Annotated in this window: 20 protein-coding genes and 1 riboswitch; of the genes, 8 read left to right on the top strand and 12 right to left on the bottom strand. The window is 41.8% G+C overall.

Annotated features, from left to right (window positions below):
* Positions 1–36 precede the first annotated feature (36 nt).
* The 6 genes from EXT43_RS13480 to EXT43_RS13455 all read right to left on the bottom strand — a co-directional run bounded on the left by EXT43_RS13480 (position 37) and on the right by EXT43_RS13455 (position 8,741).
* Positions 37–1,041: a hypothetical protein gene (locus EXT43_RS13480; RefSeq protein ID WP_063529148.1), complete on the bottom strand. Its 1,005-nt coding sequence runs from the start codon at positions 1,039–1,041 to the stop codon at positions 37–39.
* Positions 1,041–1,982 (bottom strand): autotransporter outer membrane beta-barrel domain-containing protein, encoded by a 942-nt coding sequence (locus tag EXT43_RS13475; protein ID WP_130167202.1) that lies wholly within the window; start codon positions 1,980–1,982, stop codon positions 1,041–1,043. Before EXT43_RS13475 ends, EXT43_RS13480 begins: the two co-directional genes overlap by 1 nt.
* Positions 1,983–2,194: 212 nt before the next feature.
* On the bottom strand, positions 2,195–4,792 hold the full coding sequence (acnB, locus tag EXT43_RS13470; RefSeq protein ID WP_062566654.1) for a bifunctional aconitate hydratase 2/2-methylisocitrate dehydratase: 2,598 nt from the start codon (positions 4,790–4,792) through the stop codon (positions 2,195–2,197).
* Between the two features lie 295 nt (positions 4,793–5,087).
* Positions 5,088–6,158, bottom strand: coding sequence for an OmpA family protein (locus tag EXT43_RS13465; RefSeq protein ID WP_054563468.1), 1,071 nt, complete (start codon positions 6,156–6,158; stop codon positions 5,088–5,090).
* A 466-nt stretch (positions 6,159–6,624) separates the two neighbouring features.
* Positions 6,625–8,037: a protein adenylyltransferase SelO family protein gene (locus EXT43_RS13460; protein WP_130167201.1), complete on the bottom strand. Its 1,413-nt coding sequence runs from the start codon at positions 8,035–8,037 to the stop codon at positions 6,625–6,627.
* An 8-nt stretch (positions 8,038–8,045) separates the two neighbouring features.
* Positions 8,046–8,741, bottom strand: a complete 696-nt coding sequence (locus tag EXT43_RS13455; protein ID WP_054563466.1) for a DNA-3-methyladenine glycosylase I — start codon at positions 8,739–8,741, stop codon at positions 8,046–8,048.
* A gap of 183 nt (positions 8,742–8,924) precedes the next feature.
* A riboswitch (Lysine riboswitch) is annotated at positions 8,925–9,121 on the top strand.
* Between the two features lie 137 nt (positions 9,122–9,258).
* Between EXT43_RS13455 and dapA the strand changes: the two genes are divergently transcribed.
* From dapA to EXT43_RS13430, 5 genes are all read left to right on the top strand, one after another.
* Positions 9,259–10,143, top strand: coding sequence for a 4-hydroxy-tetrahydrodipicolinate synthase (dapA, locus tag EXT43_RS13450; protein ID WP_130167200.1), 885 nt, complete (start codon positions 9,259–9,261; stop codon positions 10,141–10,143).
* 14 nt (positions 10,144–10,157) lie between these two features.
* Positions 10,158–10,898, top strand: coding sequence for a 2,3,4,5-tetrahydropyridine-2,6-dicarboxylate N-succinyltransferase (locus tag EXT43_RS13445; protein ID WP_054552405.1), 741 nt, complete (start codon positions 10,158–10,160; stop codon positions 10,896–10,898).
* Positions 10,898–12,103: a PLP-dependent decarboxylase gene (locus EXT43_RS13440; RefSeq protein ID WP_130167199.1), complete on the top strand. Its 1,206-nt coding sequence runs from the start codon at positions 10,898–10,900 to the stop codon at positions 12,101–12,103. Before EXT43_RS13445 ends, EXT43_RS13440 begins: the two co-directional genes overlap by 1 nt.
* Before the next feature lie 5 nt (positions 12,104–12,108).
* Complete coding sequence (locus EXT43_RS13435; RefSeq protein WP_130167198.1) at positions 12,109–13,227, top strand: succinylglutamate desuccinylase/aspartoacylase family protein; 1,119 nt, start codon at positions 12,109–12,111, stop codon at positions 13,225–13,227.
* 186 nt (positions 13,228–13,413) lie between these two features.
* Positions 13,414–14,451, top strand: coding sequence for a phospholipase A (locus tag EXT43_RS13430; protein WP_054563462.1), 1,038 nt, complete (start codon positions 13,414–13,416; stop codon positions 14,449–14,451).
* Between the two features lie 42 nt (positions 14,452–14,493).
* Here the strand turns inward: EXT43_RS13430 and EXT43_RS13425 are convergent, their stop codons facing one another.
* Positions 14,494–15,387, bottom strand: a complete 894-nt coding sequence (locus EXT43_RS13425; protein WP_054563461.1) for a bifunctional GNAT family N-acetyltransferase/hotdog fold thioesterase — start codon at positions 15,385–15,387, stop codon at positions 14,494–14,496.
* A gap of 228 nt (positions 15,388–15,615) precedes the next feature.
* Between EXT43_RS13425 and EXT43_RS13420 the strand changes: the two genes are divergently transcribed.
* Complete coding sequence (locus EXT43_RS13420) at positions 15,616–16,305, top strand: fused MFS/spermidine synthase (protein WP_054563460.1); 690 nt, start codon at positions 15,616–15,618, stop codon at positions 16,303–16,305.
* Between the two features lie 169 nt (positions 16,306–16,474).
* Here the strand turns inward: EXT43_RS13420 and dtd are convergent, their stop codons facing one another.
* From dtd to EXT43_RS13405, 3 genes are read right to left on the bottom strand one after another with little or no spacing between them, the layout of a single operon-like run.
* The gene (gene dtd, locus EXT43_RS13415; protein ID WP_130167197.1) at positions 16,475–16,912 is read right to left on the bottom strand and encodes a D-aminoacyl-tRNA deacylase; all 438 of its coding nucleotides are present in this window, start codon (positions 16,910–16,912) and stop codon (positions 16,475–16,477) included.
* Complete coding sequence (locus EXT43_RS13410) at positions 16,900–17,853, bottom strand: alpha/beta fold hydrolase (RefSeq protein ID WP_130167196.1); 954 nt, start codon at positions 17,851–17,853, stop codon at positions 16,900–16,902. Before EXT43_RS13410 ends, dtd begins: the two co-directional genes overlap by 13 nt.
* A gap of 25 nt (positions 17,854–17,878) precedes the next feature.
* Positions 17,879–18,751 (bottom strand): virulence factor BrkB family protein, encoded by an 873-nt coding sequence (locus tag EXT43_RS13405; protein ID WP_054563457.1) that lies wholly within the window; start codon positions 18,749–18,751, stop codon positions 17,879–17,881.
* 86 nt (positions 18,752–18,837) lie between these two features.
* Here EXT43_RS13405 and EXT43_RS13400 point away from each other — a divergent pair, with 86 nt between their 5' ends.
* Both EXT43_RS13400 and EXT43_RS13395 read left to right on the top strand, forming a co-directional pair.
* Entirely contained in the window at positions 18,838–19,494 is a 657-nt protein-coding gene (locus EXT43_RS13400) for a DUF2959 domain-containing protein (protein WP_054563456.1), read from the top strand.
* A 135-nt stretch (positions 19,495–19,629) separates the two neighbouring features.
* Positions 19,630–20,721, top strand: a complete 1,092-nt coding sequence (locus EXT43_RS13395) for an MBL fold metallo-hydrolase (protein ID WP_130167195.1) — start codon at positions 19,630–19,632, stop codon at positions 20,719–20,721.
* A gap of 15 nt (positions 20,722–20,736) precedes the next feature.
* Here EXT43_RS13395 and EXT43_RS13390 read toward each other — a convergent pair whose 3' ends face one another.
* Both EXT43_RS13390 and EXT43_RS13385 read right to left on the bottom strand, forming a co-directional pair.
* Positions 20,737–21,162 carry a BLUF domain-containing protein gene (locus tag EXT43_RS13390; RefSeq protein WP_054563454.1) on the bottom strand — a complete coding sequence of 142 codons (426 nt, stop codon included), beginning with the start codon at positions 21,160–21,162 and terminating at the stop codon, positions 20,737–20,739.
* Positions 21,163–21,398: 236 nt separating this feature from the next.
* The gene (locus tag EXT43_RS13385; protein ID WP_062566667.1) at positions 21,399–21,704 is read right to left on the bottom strand and encodes a hypothetical protein; all 306 of its coding nucleotides are present in this window, start codon (positions 21,702–21,704) and stop codon (positions 21,399–21,401) included.
* Between the last annotated feature and the right edge of the window lie 92 nt (positions 21,705–21,796).

Below are 21,796 nucleotides of genomic sequence, written 5' to 3'. Positions count from 1 at the left end.
ATAAAAAGCCACAGCGAACTGTGGCTCTTGGTTTACTCAATTAATTGCTTTTCTTACTTGTTGAAGCTGTTCCTGAAAAGAGAGGCCTCTCAGATCACCCAAACCAGCAGCCATGGTCAATGCATAAATTTCACTTTCTAGACTCAGCATGTGCGCTTCAACAGTGTCTTTATCAATAGCCGATTTTTGGGCTAAGTACTCAGCATAGAGACTATTAATACGATCGATTTGTAATGACAATAAAGCAGCGTGTTGTTTAATTTGCTCGTACTCACGATAGTTAGCTTTACTAAATGTTTCACCTTGCTCTAATTGTTTTCGAACGTCCTGATAAACTGTCGGAAATATATCGACTTTTTTTGAGTTAGCTAGCCCATAAATTTTTTCGATATACTGAGAGAAATAAAACTGTACAACGGCGTCTTTTTCTAAATCAATGAGTTGCTCTAATAGCTTAGGTACATACTCAGCAACTTGCTGCTCTTGCCCGTCAATGAGCATTTCCTTTAATTGTTGATGTTGCTTATCGAGCTCTCGATAACGCTTTTCATAAGATGTTTCAGCATCCAATTGATCTAAAATGGCAAACTCATCTCTAATTGGCTGTAAAACCGATGTGATCCTTTGCTTGGCAAGCTGCGCTTCAGTAACCAAGGAAATGACCTCCTGACTTTGAGACATGACTTCATCTGCAACCGTGTCAGATGAGAACAGTGACGCACTTTTTAAAGCATGTTCAGGAGCTAAACGCAGTTCATTAAACTCAGGCTCAAGCACCGCCCAAACTTTACGAGCCTTAGCTACACGCTCCTCATCAAATTGCGCTAAGTTCTCCGTATCTATTTGGTTATAAGCTGTAAGTGCTTCTTGGAAAACACTTTGGGCTTTTTCATAGGCTGCCTGTATTTGTTCGGGGGTCGCCTGTTCTTCTCCTGTAATACTACTCGCAAGAGAACCTAAATCTTGCTGAACAGAATCAATGGTTTTACACCCTGATAAAGAGAATAAAAGTAATGAGCTAATTATGGCGAACTTGTTCATTAATAGCTCCACTGCAAACCAACTGCAAAAGACACATTACTATATTCGACTTCAGGTACGCGCAGACGTTGACCATTTTCAAGATTCTTAGTCACTATATCGCGAGATTTGTATTGCGCATCAATACCGCCCATTAACGCAATATGTGACATTATTTGATAACGTAGCCCGACTCGTCCTAACACACCCCAGCCATTAAAACTGTCGGTTAATGTAGTTGTTTCAAATTGAGTATTTTGAATTTCAGAGTACATGGGAGTACTCAATTCAGCTTCTGCATACCAGCTGTACTTATTAAAACTGTCTTTTAAACGACTATCGTAACGGGCACCTAAAGTAAGCAAGATACCCATTTGATCTTCTGACACAGAGACCACGGGGCGTAGCTGGGAGTTATAATCTTGTTGGTCGCCCACATTGTTCGCGTTATTCATACCCGGTAAGGTAAAACGAGCGGGGTTATCTGGATCATCTGAGATAGCAATCAGTGCCTCATCAAATGCCGCTGCACCTGGTTGCACAAAAGCAAAATTTGAGCGTGTAAAACTAGAAGTAAAAAACTTCGTGCCTAAAGTAAACTGTATGGCTTTTGAAAAATTATAAGCACCTTTAAACCCGATCTCATTCGCTTTTGTTTTAAATGCATTTTCTTGAATATCGCCAAACTCTGCCAAATGCCAAGTTTCAGTTTCAATTTCAGTAGAAATTGTTGCAGCACTTTCAATATAGAATCCCCAATCATCATCAATGCCTGTGTATGATATCTGTCGTATTGCGGGATTGGTCACATCAATTGACTGGCTCAACTTGCCAAACCCTGCTACATCATTGAGAGTTTCACTATAGCTAATCGTTTCAAAACCGAGTCGGACTTCACTAAAAGAGGGGTTAACAGCAAAAGCCGAACCACTGAGGGGGAGTAAAAGAAGAAGTGCTTTCATTGTTCAATTCCTTGATTTGCAAAATCTATGCAGCCAAGAAATGATGCCCGCCTTCCTTGGTTACAACATTAAACACAAAGTTACAACTGTTAACTTTTAACAATAATCAGTGTAGACAAATGTATTAATTTTACAAACCAAACTGAACAAAAACTTAATAAAAAAGCCCGCTAGGTGCGGGCTTTTATACTAGTAAATTTAATTATTACTAATTATACAGCTTGCTGAACGATCACTTGGTCTGCCTTTTTAGTGTATTGAGGCATACGGTGGAAGTTCAGGTAACGATAAGTATCAGCTGCAGTTGCATTGATCTTATCTGCATACTCTTGGTACTCAGCAGGTGTAGGTAATTTACCTAAGATTGCCGCTACTGCTGCAAGCTCTGCTGATGCTAAGAATACGTTAGCGCCAGTACCTAGACGGTTAGGGAAGTTACGCGTAGAGGTAGAAACAACAGTTGCTTTATCAGCAACACGTGCTTGGTTACCCATACATAGTGAACACCCTGGAGTTTCGATACGTGCGCCTACGCGACCAAAGATACCGTAGTAACCTTCATCAGTAAGCTGGTCTTTATCCATCTTCGTTGGTGGTGCAACCCAAAGTTGAGTTGGGATACGACCACTGAAACCATCTAGTAGTTTACCTGCAGCACGGAAGTGCCCGATGTTAGTCATACAAGAACCGATGAATACTTCATCGATTTTCTCGCCTGTTACGTCAGAAAGAAGACGTGCATCATCTGGGTCATTTGGAGCACAAAGGATTGGCTCTTTGATATCAGCTAGGTCGATTTCAAGTACGTGTTTGTACTCTGCATCAGCATCAGCTTCCATAAGTTCAGGGTTAGCTAACCACTCTTGCATTGCATTGATACGACGCTCAATAGTACGAACATCACCGTAACCTTCAGAGATCATCCATTTAAGCATTACGATGTTTGACTCTAGGTATTCAGCGATAGACTCTTTAGAAAGTTTAACTGTACAACCTGCCGCTGAACGCTCAGCTGACGCATCAGAAAGCTCGAAAGCTTGCTCAACTGTTAGGTGCTCAACACCTTCGATTTCTAGTACACGACCAGAGAATTCGTTGATCTTACCTTTCTTCTCAACAGTAAGAAGACCTTCTTTAATACCGTAGTAAGGGATAGCATGTACTAGATCACGTAATGTGATACCTGGCTGCATTTCACCTTTGAAACGTACTAAGATTGACTCAGGCATATCAAGAGGCATTACACCAGTTGCTGCTGCGAATGCTACCGCACCTGAACCCGCTGGGAATGAAATACCTAGAGGGAAACGAGTATGCGAGTCACCACCAGTACCTACTGTATCTGGTAATAACATACGGTTTAACCATGAGTGGATTACACCGTCACCTGGACGAAGTGATACACCGCCACGGTTCATGATGAAATCAGGAAGTGTGTGGTGAGTGTTTACGTCGATTGGCTTAGGATAAGCTGATGTATGACAGAAAGACTGCATTGTTAAATCTGCAGAGAAGCCTAAACATGCTAGATCTTTAAGTTCGTCACGCGTCATAGGACCTGTTGTATCTTGCGAACCAACAGTTGTCATTTTCGGCTCACAGTATTGGCCAGGACGTACGCCAGGCATGTTACATGCTTTACCAACCATCTTCTGAGCTAATGTGAAGCCTTTACCAGAATCTGTTACAAGAGCAGGCTTGCGGAAGATATCTTCAGCTTCCATACCTAGTGATGCACGCGCTTTATCAGTTAAACCACGACCGATGATTAGTGGAATACGACCACCAGCACGCACTTCATCAAGAATTACGTCTGATTTAAGAGAGAAAGTAGAGATTACTTCATCAGTACCGTGACGCTTAACAACACCTTCGTATGGGAAGATATCGATTTGGTCACCCATGTTTAGCTCATCAACAGGAAGTTCGATTGGTAATGCACCAGAGTCTTCCATTGTGTTGAAGAAGATAGGAGCGATTTTACCGCCTAAACATACACCACCAACGCGTTTGTTTGGTACGTGAGGAATATCATCACCCATGAACCAAAGTACTGAGTTAGTTGCAGATTTACGAGAAGAACCCGTACCAACTACATCACCAACGTATGCAAGAGGTAAACCTTTCGTTTTAAGCTCTTCTAGTTGTGAGATTGGACCAACTTCACCTGGTTTTTCAGGATTGATACCATCACGTTCGTTCTTCAGCATTGCTAAAGCGTGCAGTGGAATATCAGGGCGAGACCATGCATCTGGTGCAGGAGAAAGGTCATCTGTATTTGTTTCGCCAGTTACTTTGAATACGGTAACTGAGATTTTTTCAGCAACTGCAGGCTTGTTTACAAACCATTCTGCATTTGCCCACGATTCGATTACTTGCTTAGCAAATTCGTTACCTGCTTTCGCTTTTTCTTCTACATCATAGAAAGCATCGAACATTAATAATGTGTTTGATAAACCTTTAACAACGATCGGCGCTAACGCTTCGTCATCTAGAAGATCAATCATAGGTGCGATGTTGTAACCACCTAGCATAGTACCAAGTAGCTCAGCTGCTTTTTCTTTTGATACAAGTGGAGAGCTCGCTTCACCTTTTGCAACTGCAGCTAAGAAACCAGCTTTGATGTAAGCAGCATCATCAACACCCGGTGGTACGCGGTTAACTAGAAGATCAACGATAAACTCTTCTTCGCCTGCCGGTGGGTTTTTGATTAATTCAATAAGATCAGCCGTTTGCTGAGCATCTAATGGCGCTGGTACGATACCTAACGCGGCACGTTCTTCTACGTGTTTACGATATTCTTGTAGCACAATATTGCCCTCTTGGTGACGTGAAAGTACTCGGTAGTATTAAGCTAAATACCAATTAAGACCCAGTACTTATAGTATTCTGACGGTTAATTATAAAGCTTTTAAGTATAGATGAAAATCCATGCTGTAAGTAAGGAGTTTAATATTCACTATAAATACCATGAATAGTACTAGAAAAAAACGCTATTCAAATGAATATTTATTAAGAATCATTCCTATCTACTTACTTTAGAGGTGTTAGAAATGAAAAAACCCAGCACTAGGCTGGGTTTTCAAATTTGCGTAAAGGGTTAGATTAACGCTCTACTTTTACACGCTCAATTACAGTTACTTTCGCTTCAACACGACGGTTTTCAGCATGAGCTTCTGGCGTATTTGCTGGGTTTTTAAGGCGCTCTTCACCTAAACCAACAGTAGTAAGACGCATTGGGTCAATACCGTCTTCGATTAGTTTCTTAGCAACAGCATCAGCACGTTTCTTAGATAACCACTTGTTGTAGTCAGCTTTACCTACTGATGAAGTGTGACCTTCAAGTACTACGTCAGTACCTGGGTGCTCTTTTAAGAACTTAGCAGCGCGGTCAATATCATCTAAGTATTGTTGAGATACTTTAGACGTGTTGTTAGGGAACGTGATTAGTAAGCTCTTAGTTACTTCACGATCTTCATATAATGTACAGCCAGTACCATCAACAGCGTCAGTCATTGGCGTGTTTGCACATTGGTCATCAGCATCAGGGATGTTATCGCCATCGCTATCAACTGGCTCAACCGCAACAGGAACAACTGTTGGAGCAGGTTCAACTGGCTCAGAAGCTGAGCTTTGCGCACCAAAGATATAGCTTAGGCCTAATTTAGCGCCAACATCTGTGTAACCACGGTCAAGACCTTGGTATAAAGATGTTTCAGCGTTAAACGCGAAGTTATCTGTGAAGTAGTGTTGGTAACCAGCACCTACGTTTGCGAACATTAGATCTTCGTCAACCGCATCAAGATTTTTAAGACCGAAAATACCGTAGAATGGACCACCACCTAAGTGATATAAAGCGTCAATACCGTAACGTTTGCCACTTTCAGTACCGCTAACAGAAGTACCGTCATTAAGATCAGCTTTCCAATCGAAGTCCATGTCAGCATATTCTAAACGAGCGCTCCAGTAATCACTAAAACGGTAACCTAGCTCTAAACCCCAACCTGTAGAGTCATCAACATCAAGGCCACCTGGAGTGTAGTCGCGGACATTTTCCCAAGAATTATCATAGTAGTCGCCAAATGCGCCGATGTAGAAACCTTGCTTTTCGGCAGCGAAGCTTGAAGCACTAGTTGCAGCAAGTGCTAAAGCAATAGTAAGTGATTTTAATTTCATTGTTTCCTTCCCATTTTCACAATTAAAATTGTAGCTAAGTCAAACCAGCTCAATCAGTTTAAACAGAGTAGTCGACTAATAGTTAATCAAAACTTAACGAACTCGGTACAGAACAAAAATCTTGCCGAGTAATTTCAGTCAATTACCCAAATAATAGGTTATCTAAATAACTTTGCGTAACAATGCCTTTAGATCGCTTTGTTATGATTAGGTGAGAGTCGATTCAGCCTAATCTACTGACTTCAAAACCGATAAAAGTCCATTCCCAATTACATTATTATATTGGTTATTTTTAAATCAACAAGTTGAAAGCAACTTTATTTGTAAATTTTCGTTAAAAAGCAAAACTTTAGTGCTATTTTATTGATATAAATCATAACACTGGCAGCTAACTTGCTCAATCAACGAACACTCAGATTTAAAAAAATGAGCATTTACAATTGTTATCAACCATAAAGATTAACCCTTAAGTACCACAAAAAGTTTGGTAATTACAATCCCCTTCCTTCGGAGGTTGATACCATGCGGCAAATTCTTCCTCATACTCATATGGTTTTTGAATGACTTTTAAAAACTCATTGATTGATGAACTAGATCCTGCCTTTTCATACTCAGCCAAGATCATTTCAATATTATGATTACGCGGAATGACTGCAGGATTAACGGCTCGCATTGTGTTGTAACTTTCAGCTGATGTTCTGAGCCTCCATTTTGAAACCCATCCTTTTAAATTAGAATCTATAACAAAGTCTTTCACTAAAGATTCAGTAAGTGCATTGAAAGTATTGGTGTAATCAAGTTGGTGCTGCTTCATTAACCCCAGTAACTCTGAAACTAAAGCGTGATCGCCTTCTTGCTGACCTGCTAATCCTAATTTCTGCTGCCACATAGTATTAAATGCATCATTAAATTTAGCAGCAAAACCATTCACAACCGGTGAGAGTTGCTCAACGGCAGCATCTTGATCTGTAAATAAAGGAATTAAGCTTTCAGCTAAACGCGCAATATTCCAATTGGCAATATTCGGCTGATTACCAAATGCGTAGCGCCCTTGATGGTCAATCGAACTAAACACCGTGTCTAAGTCAAACTGATTCATCATCGCGCAGGGGCCATAGTCAATGGTTTCACCACTAATCAAAGTATTATCTGTATTCATAACGCCATGTATAAAGCCAATTCGCATCCAGCTGATAACCAGCTCAATTTGCTTATCGAGTACGGCGGTTAAAAATTCAATATAACGCTGCTCACCATTACTGCTGATGTCAGGAAAGTGGCAATCAACTGCATAATCGACTAGCTTTTCTAGCCCTTCTATATCACCTTGTGTAGCTAAGTATTGAAATGAGCCAACACGAATATGGCTTTTAGCTAAGCGAGTGACAACTGCACCCGGGCGAGGTGGCTGGCGATATACCGTTTCGCCAGTTGTAACCACAGCTAAACAACGCGTAGTAGCGATACCTAACGCATGAAGTGCCTCACTCATAATGTACTCTCGTACAGCTGGACCAATAGCACAGCGACCATCACCACCACGTGAGAATACCGTTGCTCCTGCACCTTTTAACTGTAAGTCCCACTGCGTGCCATTTTGATCTGTAATAGCACCAAGCAAATGTGCTCTGCCATCACCAAGACGCGGTGAAAAATGACCAAATTGGTGACCTGAGTAACCAAGTGCAACTGGTGCAACATCTTTATCTATTGCTGACCCAGATAGCAATTTAGCTAAAAAATCGCTGTCGTGATTAATCGCAAAATTATCAGCGAGTTTGTCATTGAATAGCAGTAATTGCGGCTTAGCAACGGCGCTAGGCATATCTTTAATAGCAAGCAGTTCACTAATATCTGTGTATCGGGTTTGCAGTTTCATAACTGTCCTTAACGTGTTGCGACACCTACACGATTATCGCCTACACCATAGGCCACTAGTTGGCTTAGTGCCTGCAGGCTGTAACCGCTTTGCTGTTGTAATTCATTGAAAAAATCTTGTGCTGCTTGTAATGACTTTTTAGTTTGTAAGCCGCCATCAATCAACTCATGGGCACGCAAATAAGCTTCTACATCGCGAGAAAGCAAAAAGGTATCTTTACCAAGCGCTCGCAAAGCGTACGGGCCAGTATTTCCCCCTAAACGCGCACCATGCTTTTTAAGATAGGCCCACAAACCAATAATATTGTCAGTTGGCCAATCTGCAATAAATTGGCTAAAACTGCCATGTTTCTCGGCAACTTCGTGGATCATGTACGCATTTTCTGGGATCGTTTGTACTTTTTTAAAATTACGAACAATTCGCTCATCACTGGCTTTTTGCTCAAGCATATCTGGCGGCATCATCAACAACTTTTCTACGCTGAAATCCCAAAACACATCACGAAAACCAGCCCATTTATTATTGATAACAGACCAATAAAAACCGCTTTGAAAGACTTTACGCGTAAACTCTTCTAACCATAAATCGTCATGCATTTTGGCAATATCAGTATCATCGAGCGGGTTTGATAACAATGCATGCAGCATTTCTTCGCTGCCTTTTCGAGATACGGCTCGCTGATAAATATCGTTAAATTTTTCCATCATTTTTCCAATTTATTTGGTTAACGCTAAGTGTACGTAAAAACACGCTTATACGTAACCATGTTGCAAAATCGGTCACTAAAAAACAAATCCTTCGCCTTGACACCTAGATGGCTAAAATGCTTTAATCGCCGCCAATACCCGATTTAACTATGTTGGCTTTAACCTTTAAAGCGAGCATAAAGGGCTGGAAGAGGTGCGTTATTCAGGTAGCGTATGGGAAGAGCACAGACTCTGTTGATCATACGTGAGGGGAATTAACGCCGAGAAGTAACACCGTTTGTGAGGTGCTTATTTCGGGCGACTGGGCTGAATCCCAGCGACTGTCACCAACAATAGCAAAGCGCTATTGATTAGTTTGGTGGAGAGCTTCTGGTCTTAGTATAATAAGGCCTTCGCGTCTTTATTATTTTAAGCCCATTCGCTCTTCGAATTATACCTTGTTCGAACGACGACATGCGGCTCCATTCAAATGTTCCCGCATAAACTCTTCGAATACCCTATAAGTTCGTGAGAGATGATCAACAATTTTGATTTAAACGACTATCCATTGTGGACAGCGCTTGTCACGCCATTTTCTGAATCTGGCGAGGTCGATTACACGGCCCTTGAACAACTGGTTACGGAGCAGCAAGATGCAAATAACGGCATTTTATTGCTTGGCAGTACCGGTGAAGGACTGGCGCTTTCACTCAAAGAGCAACAAGCCATTGTTGAACATGTTTGTCAATTAGCACCAAGTGTCCCACTCATGGTTGCTGTGGGCGGCATGAACCTTAAGCAACAAATTGCTTGGGTTGAATACTGCAACCAACTACCTATTCATGGCTACCTGTTAGGCTCACCTCTGTATGCAAAACCTGGGATTGTTGGCCAAACACATTGGTTTGAAAGCCTACTTAACGCAAGTAATCACCCATGTATGTTGTATAACGTACCAGGGCGCAGTGCAGTTGAGATTTCACCGCAGGTGATCACAAACCTTGCTGAGCACAAAAATCTTTGGGCCTTAAAAGAAGCCAGTGGCGACATTAGCAAATTTGAAGGCTTTAGAACGGCATCACCAACACTGGCTATTTTCAGTGGCGATGATGCACTTATGCCATATTTTGCTCAAGCGGGTGCAAAAGGTTTAGTTTCGGTTGCCGCGAATGCTTGGCCGAGTCAAACCCATGAGTTTGTTAAACGCAGTTTAAGTGGTCAATACCCAAATCTATTCACCGATTGGTCGCAAGCAATCCAAAGTTTATTCGCTGTGGCAAACCCAATCCCCGTAAAAGTACTGATGCACCTGCAAGGTAAAATAAATACCCCGCATTTACGTCCGCCGCTTACGCATTTAGAGCTTGAGCAAACAGACAGCATCAACCACGCAAACAACACTATTTTATCTTGGAACTAAAAACAGGTTTTATCATGAGCTGGTTAGAATTATTAAACAACTTAGAATCAGGCGCAGTTCGCGCAGCAACACAAGACGAGAACGGCAACTGGCACGCCAATGTTGAAGTTAAACAAGGCATTTTAGAAGCCTTTAAAAACGGCACTAATACTGAGTTCCCAGGTGGTTTTGTTGATAAGCACAACTTAGCACCACAAGGCTTTGCAGCCGATGCTGGCGTGCGTATGGTACCAGGTGGTAGCAGTGTTCGCCGTGGCGCACACGTTGCCAAAGGCACCATTATCATGCCACCAGCATATGTGAATATTGGCGCGTTCATCGACGAAGGCACTATGGTCGATAGCCACGCATTAGTGGGTTCATGCGCACAAGTGGGTAAAAATGTTCACCTAAGTGCTGCAGTACAATTAGGTGGTGTACTAGAGCCAATTGGTGCTAGCCCTGTGGTTATTGAAGATGACGCATTCATCGGCGCAGGCTGCGTTATTGTTGAAGGTGTGGTCGTGAAAAAAGGTGCTGTACTTGCGCCAGGTGTTCGTTTATCGGCAACTATTCCTGTTTACGATTGCGTTAACGAACGCCAGCTAGACAAAGGTGAAGCCATCCCAGAAAACGCGATTGTGATCCCAGGCTCTCGCCCTGCTTCAAATGCATGGGCTCGCGAGCAAGGTCTAAGCATGTCTTGTGCATTGATCGTGAAATACCGTGATGAACAAAGCGATGCATCATTACTGTTAGAAGAGGTTTTACGTTAATGAGCTTTTTGAGCACGCCCATCAAGCAAGCTGTTGAACAAGTTTCAACACATCTTGATACGCCATTTTTTATCTATGATTTAGATAAATTAACTGCACATTTAAATCAACTAACTGCGCAAACCGATGTGAAACTTTGGTATGCCGTTAAGGCCAACCCACTGTCTCGCATTATTCAATGTTTAGACAGCGCAGGGTTTAACTTTGATGTTGCAAGTAAAGGTGAACTTGAGCAAGTACTTGCTCAAGGCATCGATAGCGAGCGCGTGCTCAACACAGGGCCTGCAAAGAGCCCTGCACAAATTTCACATTTTATTGCTCGCGGCGTACGTACCTTCGTGGCCGAGAGCATTAACCAAGTTCGCTGGTTAAACGAACAAGCAACAAAAGCAAATTGTCAGCTGCAAGTTCTATTGCGCGTACAACTTCGCTGGCCAGACAGCGAAAAGAACCCTCTTGGTGGCGATAGCCTTACTCCTTTTGGTTTGGGCTGTGATGAGTGGCAAGCACTCACTGTAAGTGATTACCCAGCTCTTAGCTTTGATGGTCTGCATATTTTCCAATGGGGCAATATGCTAAGTACTGACAAGCTCGCCGAGCTATGGCGTGCGATGATTGCGCCATTACAACAGCTAGCAAGCTCAATAAATATTAACCTTAATATTCTCGATTTAGGGGGTGGCTTAGGTATTCCTTATACGCAAGATGCTAACCGACTCGATTGGTCTGCACTTATCGAGACTCTTGCGGCTATTAAAGCAGATGCTGGTGTCAAAGAGCTTTGGATGGAACTTGGCCGCTATGCGGTGGGCGAATGCGGCCATTACGCAACGCCGGTTGTTGAGCGCAAAGAGAATTACAATCAACAACAAGTGATTTTATCAGGCGGTATTAACCATTTACTTCGCCCTGCTGTAACAAGCCAAGATTTTCCTGCGGCATTACTACGCGAGTCAACGGCTGAGCCTGCGGCAATGACTTTATACGGCCCTCTTTGCACCGCCCTTGATTGCTTAGGTGATCACCAATTAGCGAGCGATTTAAATGAGCAAGACTGGTTGGTATTCAGCCAATGTGGTGCATACGGCTTTACCGAAAGCATGCCGTACTTTTTATGCCACGAATTAGCGGCTGAATACATCCTTGAACAAGGCAATATTGAGTGCATTCGTAGCGCTGAAGATGCCAGCTATTATTTAAGGTAATCGCCATGAGTAAAGAGTTAATCAGCCAAGAGAATATTGTGGTTGGCGAGATTGCCAACGGCCTACCACTGACAATTCCTGTGTATCGCTTAAAAGGCGATGGCACAGGCCCAAACGTGTATATACAAGCCAATATGCACGGCGCTGAAGTACAAGGTAATGCAGTAATTTATCAATTGCTTGAGCAGCTAAAATCACTCAAGCTGCGTGGCGATATTACCCTAGTGCCTTATGCCAACCCTATTGGTTGCAACCAAAAATCAGGTGAGTTTACTTTAGGTCGCTTCGACCCAATCACGGGCACCAACTGGAACCGCATGTACCGCTTTAATAAAGCGTTACCGTCACAGATTGCTGAACAGCATAAAGACAGTGATGATACGACCCTTAAAGCGGCGTTTAAACAGGCACTCGTTGCTGACATCGACAGTCAATTAACGGGTCCTGATTACAGCCTAACAACGGGTAAGCGTATTGCCCTTAACTTGCAAAAGCTTGCCCATCAGGCTGATATTGTTTTAGACCTTCACACTGGGCCTATCTCGAGTAAGCACTTATATTGCCCTGAATACGCCAAAGACAGCGCAAGCTACTTCAACATCGAGCATGTGTTACTGATCCCAAGTGATTTTGATGGCGCGATGGATGAAGCGAGTTTCTGCCCATGGTGGTCACTATCTGAAGAGCTTGCCAAACAAGACCGTGAATTTGCTGTTCAAGTCGAAGCATTCACTGTTGAGCTAGGTAGCCAAGAGAAAATCGATTTAAGTGCGGCTCTTGAAGATGCAAATAGCATTTTAAGTTACCTCAATCACAAAGAGGTATTAGTTGATGCAGCGTATCAACCAAAAGCGATGACACGCTATGCCTGCATGCTTGAAGATTATGTAGCTTACTATGCACCTATGGGTGGCATGGTTGAATACCTTGCCCCACTGGGCGGCCATATTAAAGCAGGCGAGCCTATCGCCCATATTTTAAGAATGGAGCGCTACCTTTCTGAGCAGCCGCTACAAACATTAAGCTTTGATAAAGACGCCATTGCTATTTTGCATTTTGCTTCAGCAAGCGTGAATCAAGGTACCGAACTTTATAAGTTTTTTACCAACGTATTTGAGCTATAAGCTCATCCCTTCTCATTGCGTGAGAGTCAACGGCTTATGCCCTTAGGCCGTTACAGCAGGGCTCCAAGCTTAGCTTGGGGCTCTCTATTTACCTAAAATTTCAACAATTCAGTACAAGTTCACGGTTACTTATGTAAAAATCGTTATAATTATACCTACTTACAAGTCTACTGAAAGGGAACTGCAATGGGATGGCGCATTTGGCTGGCAGCAGCTGGCTTATTTTCTGTACCTGTATTTGCTCAAACTGAACAACCACAAACTAACGAACAAGATGACGCGCTAGAACTCGTAAAGCAGTGTATTTTAAACGAAGCGATTGGCGGTGACGGTAAACAAACACTCGAAGAACTTCGTAAAAAATGCTCAGACTTAGACGAGAGTAAAAAGCTCACCGCTTTAGACAAGCGTAAAGCTCGTGAAGAAGTGAGTAAGAAAAACCGTAATGTGATCACCCCACATAAGCGTAACTACATATTACCGCTTTCATACGTATCTAACCCGAATGAACGTCCTTTTGATGGTTTAAAAGATCTTGCTGAGCAAACTGATGGCGAGCCACTTGATAATCTTGAAGTGAAATATCAACTTTCAATTAAAGTGCCTATCTTCGAAGGCTTTTCAGATAAAGATCAGGGCGTATTCTTTGCGTTTACCATGCAATCGTTTTGGCAGTTCTACAACAAAGATATTTCATCACCGTTTCGTGAAACAAATTACGAACCAGAGATCTTCTGGGTGAACTACCTTGATCCTGAGCATGTGCTTTGGGGCGATGAAATGGCAATTGCAATTGGTGCTTCACATCAATCGAATGGCCGCAGCCAACCTAATTCACGTTCATGGAACCGTATCTATGCCGATTTCCTATGGGAAAAAGATGGCTTTGTATTTAGCTTTAAGCCTTGGTATCGCATTCCTGAAGATAAAAAAGACGATGAGCTAGAAGCCCGTGGCGATGATAATCCAGACATCTATAAATACATGGGTTACTTTGAGTTCTCGGGTGCATACCGTTACAACGAGCATGAATTTAGCTTTATGACCCGTAATAACTTAAATTCAGATAACCGTGGTGCAATCCAATTAGATTGGTCTTTCCCTCTTTGGGGCCGATTACGTGGCTACGCACAATATTTTAATGGTTATGGTGAGAGCTTGATTGATTACAACGCCGATATTGAACGTTTTGGTGTGGGTATTCTATTAACTGACTTGCTTTAGCTGATAAAGAGCGAGCTTTAGTTAGCTCGCTCTTTATTTTCGTTATTTTTTAACGATGAAGTGACCTTCGAATTCTGCTACTAACACATCACCATCGTACACATTAACCGGCACATGGTAGCTTGCTTTGCCACTGTCTTCTAAATCCGCTAATTTGCCTTTACAGCCAGCCAGCTCAACACTACCACGAGGGTCGTTATTGAGTGGTTTAAGGTATTTAATGTTGGCATCAGCTAACACGATATTTCCTTCAAGGCCTGCTTCTTTCAGCGCAAGGTAAGTTGCGCCCCACCCTGTTAAGGTAGCTAAACTATAAATTGAACCCGCAAACATAGTGTTATGAAGGTTTAAGTTCGCATCTAAGTCTGCGCGGGTAGTAAACTGCCAATCGGTATAGCTTTCAACTTTAATGCCCATCGCATCACTGATTGGGATCGACTCACGCCACGTGTTTTGCAGTACTTGTGTCCAGTTTGGATGACGGAACCAACCCGGCTCAGAGGGCTTTTGTTTTACCATTTTCCAATGCTGTACATCGTCATAGGCAAGGTGCGCTTTTTCTTTTAATTCGTAGCCATGACGCTTATAGAAATCAAGGGCTCGCTCACGAGCAAACAATACCAGCTCGTCAGCATCTTGAGTCCATGCGATTTTTTCTAATTCATGTAATAAACGGCTACCAATATGCTGGTTACGATTACCTTCAGCAACCGCCATATAACGAACTTGCGCTTGCTGATGATTATTAAAATGCAGGCGCGCTACGCCTAATACTTCGCCGTCATTATTTTTGATAAAGCGGTGCTCTGCGTCTTGTTCTAAGTCATCTTGCTCAGAACCACGCGGCTCGCCCCAGGGTGCTCTTAAAACCTGCCAACGTAATGAATAGTACGCTTGCCAATCTTCGCTGCTTTGTGGGGTGGTCACTTTAAACATAAAAACTCCTGTGATAATTCAGCCACTGTCTGTTGTTTTTCTGTCGTGGCCTTTGGAATGCGAATTACGATACGCGATCTTCTAACAAGTTGGAATAATACTTTGGTGACCCAGCCTAAATTATTATTCTTGGCTGTAAAAACTAATGCACAATTGCACTTTAAGCCTGCTGGTCTATGCTGAAATAATTGTATTATTTTAATAAATAAATAGCTAAAGGCCCGAAATATGGAACATTTTCTTGAACCCAGTGGCGCAGTAAAACATAGTTTTATTGAGGACTGCCACCGATTAGGGCAACTCATCTATTGGCATAAACAAGGCAATTACAGTATTCAAGTTAGGCAACTTAACCAATTACGCTGGTTATTGATCAACGAAACTCTGCAATCGGTCATTGAAAAACGCCGACCTGCCAGATTACTTTTCCCGCATTTACAATATCTTGCAAAGCTTTGGCAAGACTTAGAGGAACCTAAAAAGATTTTAGAACTAGGGCTAGGCGGTGGTGCTATTCGTAATTACTTACAGCACACCTACCCTGACAGCCAACTGACATCGGTTGATAAAAACCCCGACATAATTCACTGCTATAAACGTTACTTTGGTGGCGATCATGCCAATAACTTGCACTGTTTTGATGCGCAGCAAGTATTAGAGCAAAACAACGAATATAATTGGATTATCCTAGATTTATTCAGTGAGGTAGATGCGCCATTATTTTTATACAAGCACCAGTTTTACACCAAACTAAGAGCAGCGATGGCAAAAGATGGCTTGTTGTTCATTAATTTTTTATCTAATCACCCATCGCAACTAAAACAACTTGAGCACCTGCTAATCACCGAGTTTGGCAAGCGCCCAAGCATTGTAAAAATCCCCGACTACGTGAATCATATCGTGATGATCAAAAAATAAAAATACTTATACCAATTCGCTTAATTAAGTAGTCTATTTTGAGGCAATAAAACCTCGTTGATAACAAGGCAAAAATTTCGTTATTTAGTTGTTCTAAATCAGAAATTTTTAACGCAGGTAGCGACAGGTTTAATCCCTCAAAATGATTAAGTATTATTGCGGGTTGGTATTACACAGATAAATTAAAAGTAACGGGACCATCGTTACATAGGCTTACTTGCATATCAGCACCAAACTGCCCGGTAGCCACTGTTAAGCCTGCTTTTTTAGCCTCTGCAATAAAATACTCATAGAGTGTATTGGCTTGTTCTGGCGTGCCAGCACTTGAAAAGCTTGGACGCATACCCTTTTTAGTGTCGGCTGCTAAGGTAAACTGCGAAACGACTAAAAGCTCACCCTTGATATCATTCAAACTTAAATTCATCTTTCCTTGTTCATCGGTAAAAATGCGGTAATTGCTGACTTTGTGTAAAAGCTTCTGGGCGCTTTGCTCGGTGTCCTGTTTTTCAACACCTAATAGCAGCAAAATACCTTGTGAAATTTCACCAACCACTTCGCCTGCCACTTCTACTTTTGCTTGTTTTACTCTTTGAATTAAGCCTTGCATTGATCCCTCGATAACTTGATATACATTAAATCTGCGGCACGTCGCATTGCCGTCAAATATACCTGATTATCACTGCTGTGCCCAATGCCATCTAAAATCAATAATTGTGCATTTAACTGTTCAGCAAGCTGCTGTACGGCACTATATCGACAGATCAAATCGGCGCGGCCATGAATAAACCAAATAGGTAAATGAGTCAGTAGATGGGCATTTTCTGCGATAAAGCCTTCTTCAATGAAACAGTGATGACGAAAATAATGCACCATTAACTTTGCTTGATTTAACCCGACATGGGGCTCCTGTAAACTCCAGTTTGTCAAAGGCTCACCATGACATAGTACCTGCTCCCAATGACACCATAACTTGGCAAATTTACTGGCTTTAATTTGATCGTCACTGTTTAGTTGTTGCTGATAAAAATCGAGTAAGGCATGCCAATCAGTGTAATCATGTGCAAATTCATTAAAGCACTCAGGGTAAAAATGCGCGCCAGCTCCTTTTGTTGTGTAAAGCCACTCAAAATCACTGTTACAAGCTAAAAAACTTGCCCGTAGAATAAGCCCCGAAATGTGTTCCCAGTGCTTAATTGCATATACGAGCGCTAAGGTTGCCCCCCAAGATTCGCCACACACCAGCCACTTCTCAATACCCAACTGATTGCGTAAAAACTCGAGATCTGCGACTAACTCTGAGGTGGTATTTTGAGAGATATCATGCGGGGTTGAGTGACCACAGCCACGCTGGCTGAACATGATCACCCGAAAACGTTCTAAGTCGAAAAAGCGGCAATTTTCAGGGCATAGACCCGCACCAGGCCCGCCATGGCATAACACCACAGCAATCCCTGTAGACGCACCATATTCTTGCACATGGATTTGATGACCATCGCCAACACTTAAGTGATAATCACGGTTGGCAACATATTGTGGATGTAACTGCACCTCGCTCTCCTTAGGTGCAGTGAATTTAAACCTCTATATCAGGCGTGTCCTCGATATTCTCAGGGCTGATACATACAGTAAATTCTGCACCGAGTAATACGACAATCCACGACAAATACACCCATACAAATAAAATAGGGATTGTCGCCAACGCCCCATAAATAACTTCGTACGATGGGAAGTGGCTGATGTACAAAGCAAAGCCTTTTTTTGTCAGCTCAAACAACATAGCTGCAAACAAAGCGCCCGGAATTGCCGCTCTAAATGGAACTCGTGTGTTAGGAACTAAAGTATAGAGCATAATGAAGCCAATCATTGAAATTATGTAAGGTAATAATTTCAATAAAAAGCCGCTAAAGCCGGGGATACCTTGATCGGCAAACGACACTAACGACACGATGTATGAAGTAACACCAATACTAGCCCCTAATAACACAGGGCCTAAACTAAGCACCATCCAATAAACGGCAAACGAAATCATCATTGGGCGCTTTTTCTTAATACGCCAAATTCGATTTAATGTAGCATCGACATTGCGAATAAGTAACAAAGATACAGCGGCTAAAAAACCCACACCAACGGCAGTCATTTTATTCGCATTACCGGCAAAAGCGCTGATATGCTCTTTAATTACATCTGTAGAGGTCGGCACAAGGTTAGTAAACAAGAAGTTTTCTATGGTCACTAACGTGCTTTCGAATCCTGGAAAAGCAGAAAAAATAGCAACACCAACCGCGACTAAAGGCACGATTGATAATAAGGTCACATAAGCCAAGTACCCAGCATTAACAGTGATTTGATCGTCAATACAGCGATTGAGATACTGCATCCACCAAGTAGGTTGTTGCTTTAAAAAAGTGCTTAATTGCAACTTATATCGACTGAGCTTCTCATCCATAGAATCTAATTTCTGCTAAAATGTTTTGATAATCATAGCAATCCACCACATAATTTGAAATGAAAGGTACCTAAAAAGGATTCTCAATGAAAAAACTGACACTTTTAAGTGCACCACTATTTGCAGTAACAATGGCATTATCAGGCTGTCAGTCAGCTTACTACTCAGCCATGGAGTCTGTCGGTGTGCATAAACGCGACATTTTAGTAGACCGCGTAGAAGAAACAAAAGAAGCACAGCAAGAGTCACAAGAAGAGTTTCAATCAGCATTAGACAGATTAACCACGCTTATCAATTTTGATGGTGGTGAACTACAAGATGCCTACAATCAACTGAATGATGATTACGAGTCGAGCTTAGCGGCAGCAAACGACGTAACAAGCAATATCAATAAAGTAGAAGATGTAGCTGAAGCACTATTTGATGAATGGGCCGATGAGCTAGAGCAATACAAAAGCGCCTCTCTTAAACGTGAAAGCAGCAAAAAGCTCAATGCAACTAAGCGCCAATTTGATCAACTACTTCGCTCAATGCGTAGTGCAGAAAGCAAAATGGAGCCAGTATTATCATCACTTCATGATAATGTTTTGTACTTAAAACATAATCTAAACGCACAAGCTGTAACTGCTATCAAAGGTGAGTTCACAAGCCTAAAACGCGATATAAAAGTGTTAATGGACGACATGAACAAATCAATTGAAGACTCTAATAAGTTCATTGAGCAAATGAACAAAGCGGGCTAATCAGCTCAAGCTATTAATAACAAAAGCCTACTTATAACGTAGGCTTTTTTTATGTAACCTCTTGTTACTGTTTAATGATTTATCTTAAATTTTATTTTGCTAAACTCACGGCAAAGAATAAAAAGTAAGCATGGTATGCATTTAAAAACTCTCTCAGCACTTATTGCAGTAGCACTTTTAAGTGCATGCAGTAATTCAAACACTGTTAATATTATTGCCGGTGAAGGCACTATCACTCCGTTAAAAACCGAGGGTGAGTACGAAGGTCGCTACCACAACCTTTATCCGGGTGATAAAGAATACCCAACAACCTGCACTGACAATTGCTATGAAGAATCAGAACTGCTCGTGTGCGACGACAGCAGCTCACAATGCGAGTTTCACGCAGAACAAAATGTGCCTGCAATCAATTCAGGTTTTACGGTGCGCTGGTTAGGTCATGCTGGGTTTTATATTCAATCACCAAATGGTGAGCAGCTGTTGTTTGACCCTGTTAAAGATCAGTTTGATTCACCGGTAGACTTTGCCTTTAAGCTTGCTGGCGGCATTTATCGCAAACCTGGTTTTTGGCCATCACATGCTGAACTTAATGACTTAGATGCAGTAATGTACTCACACATTCACTATGACCATTTTAACAAGGCGGATATAGAAGAGATTGGCAATACCCCCCGCTACTTAGTGCCATTAGGCTTTGCCGATAACTTCCCGACGGGTGGCTTTAATATTTCAGAAATGGCGTGGTACGCAAGTACACAAATTAATGATTTAACGATTCATGCGCTGCCAGCTCATCATTTTAGCAGTCGCATTATGGTACCTTTCATTTACGACGACCACAATAAAGATTTATGGAATGGTTGGTTACTTGAGCAAAATGGTAGAACCTTGTTTTTTGCTGGTGATACCGGTTACTCAAAACACTTCCAAGATATTAATCAAAAATACGGCGAGATTGATGTATGTTTAATGCCTATCGCTTCTTATTACCATGAAGAAAACGGTAAGTGGTATCGCTATGTTCATACAACGCCAGAAGACAGCTTAAACGCCGCAGAGGAGCTACACTGTAAAGTGATGATCCCATGGGGTTATGGCAACTCAAGCTGGCAAATGGGTGACCATTCAAGCCACTCTGCATTATTAAGATTACTGCATATGCAAAAACAGATGAACAGCCAAGTCCCTCTTTACATATTGAATGAAGGTGAGCAAGTGTCACTATAGTGACACTTACAAGCCCTACATAGTATGTTTGAGCAATGAGTCCCGTAAAGCCAACATAAGTTTATGGGCGCTTCCTGCCGACATGGCTAATGGATTAAATTCGCTGGTACCTGAGTATTTAAGGTTAATAGGGGTCACTTGTTTAGTGTAAGGAATGTAACCCATAGACCAATTTTCAAACTCTCTTTCATAAATTTCACAATAGTTCAGCATAATTATATTGCAATGACGTTTGTCATTAAGAATACGATGATAAGTTTCATTCACCGCTTTTCGTGACCCCTCAAGGCATTGCATAAAGTGGGTGCTATTAAAACAAAGTAGCCCAGTTACATTACTTTCTGCATTATTCTGCTTAGCTTTCTCGAGAATATCTTCGATGTCATTGGGCCCAAACCCATCGCTAATTTCACTTGTGTAAATCAGTCTAACTAAATACATCTTACTCTCCTGCAAGTTGGATTTAGAAAAGATAGTACAGATGGGGGAGTTAGTAAAAAGTTGCTAGCTGCGAGTTGCGAGTTGCGAGTTGCGAGTTGCGAGTTGCGAGTTGCGAGTTGCGAGTTGCGAGTTGCTCAATAAACAAATTAACTAGGTTAGAAATACAAACAAAATAAGTAAAGCTACAATTCTGATAGCAATGTTGGAACAATTTACTCCTAGAAAATTAGCTTAGGCTAAATTCCAGTGGTATTAACTTTGTTATGGAAATATTTTCCTAAAATTCCTGTAGGTAGCAATAAAACATTAATCACTATAGTACGAAATATTACGCCAACAAGAAAAATAATATCAAGGTCAGGATTACCATCCCACTCAGGTTGGGACATTAGTTGCGACACATAGCGTAAGTCACTAGCAAATACACTCACAAAAATGATGCAATGCGCAATGAACAAGCCTAGATAGCCATATTTCTTTGCAGCGAGAACTGTTATCGCTAACCATCCGAGCCAGTAATAAAACTCATACCCAAAAAACATTTAATCTTCCATTCGTGATCTGACTCCATAAAAGTAGACACCTTTTTGGAGTCAGTAATCATGAAAGTAAAGTCACAGCGTAGATATTCCCT

It is taken from the genome of Pseudoalteromonas sp. CO109Y, assembly GCF_004208935.1.
Taxonomy (GTDB): domain Bacteria; phylum Pseudomonadota; class Gammaproteobacteria; order Enterobacterales; family Alteromonadaceae; genus Pseudoalteromonas; species Pseudoalteromonas shioyasakiensis.
Note: the sequence above shows the minus strand (reverse complement) of the source record. Positions and strands in the feature narration are given on the sequence as shown.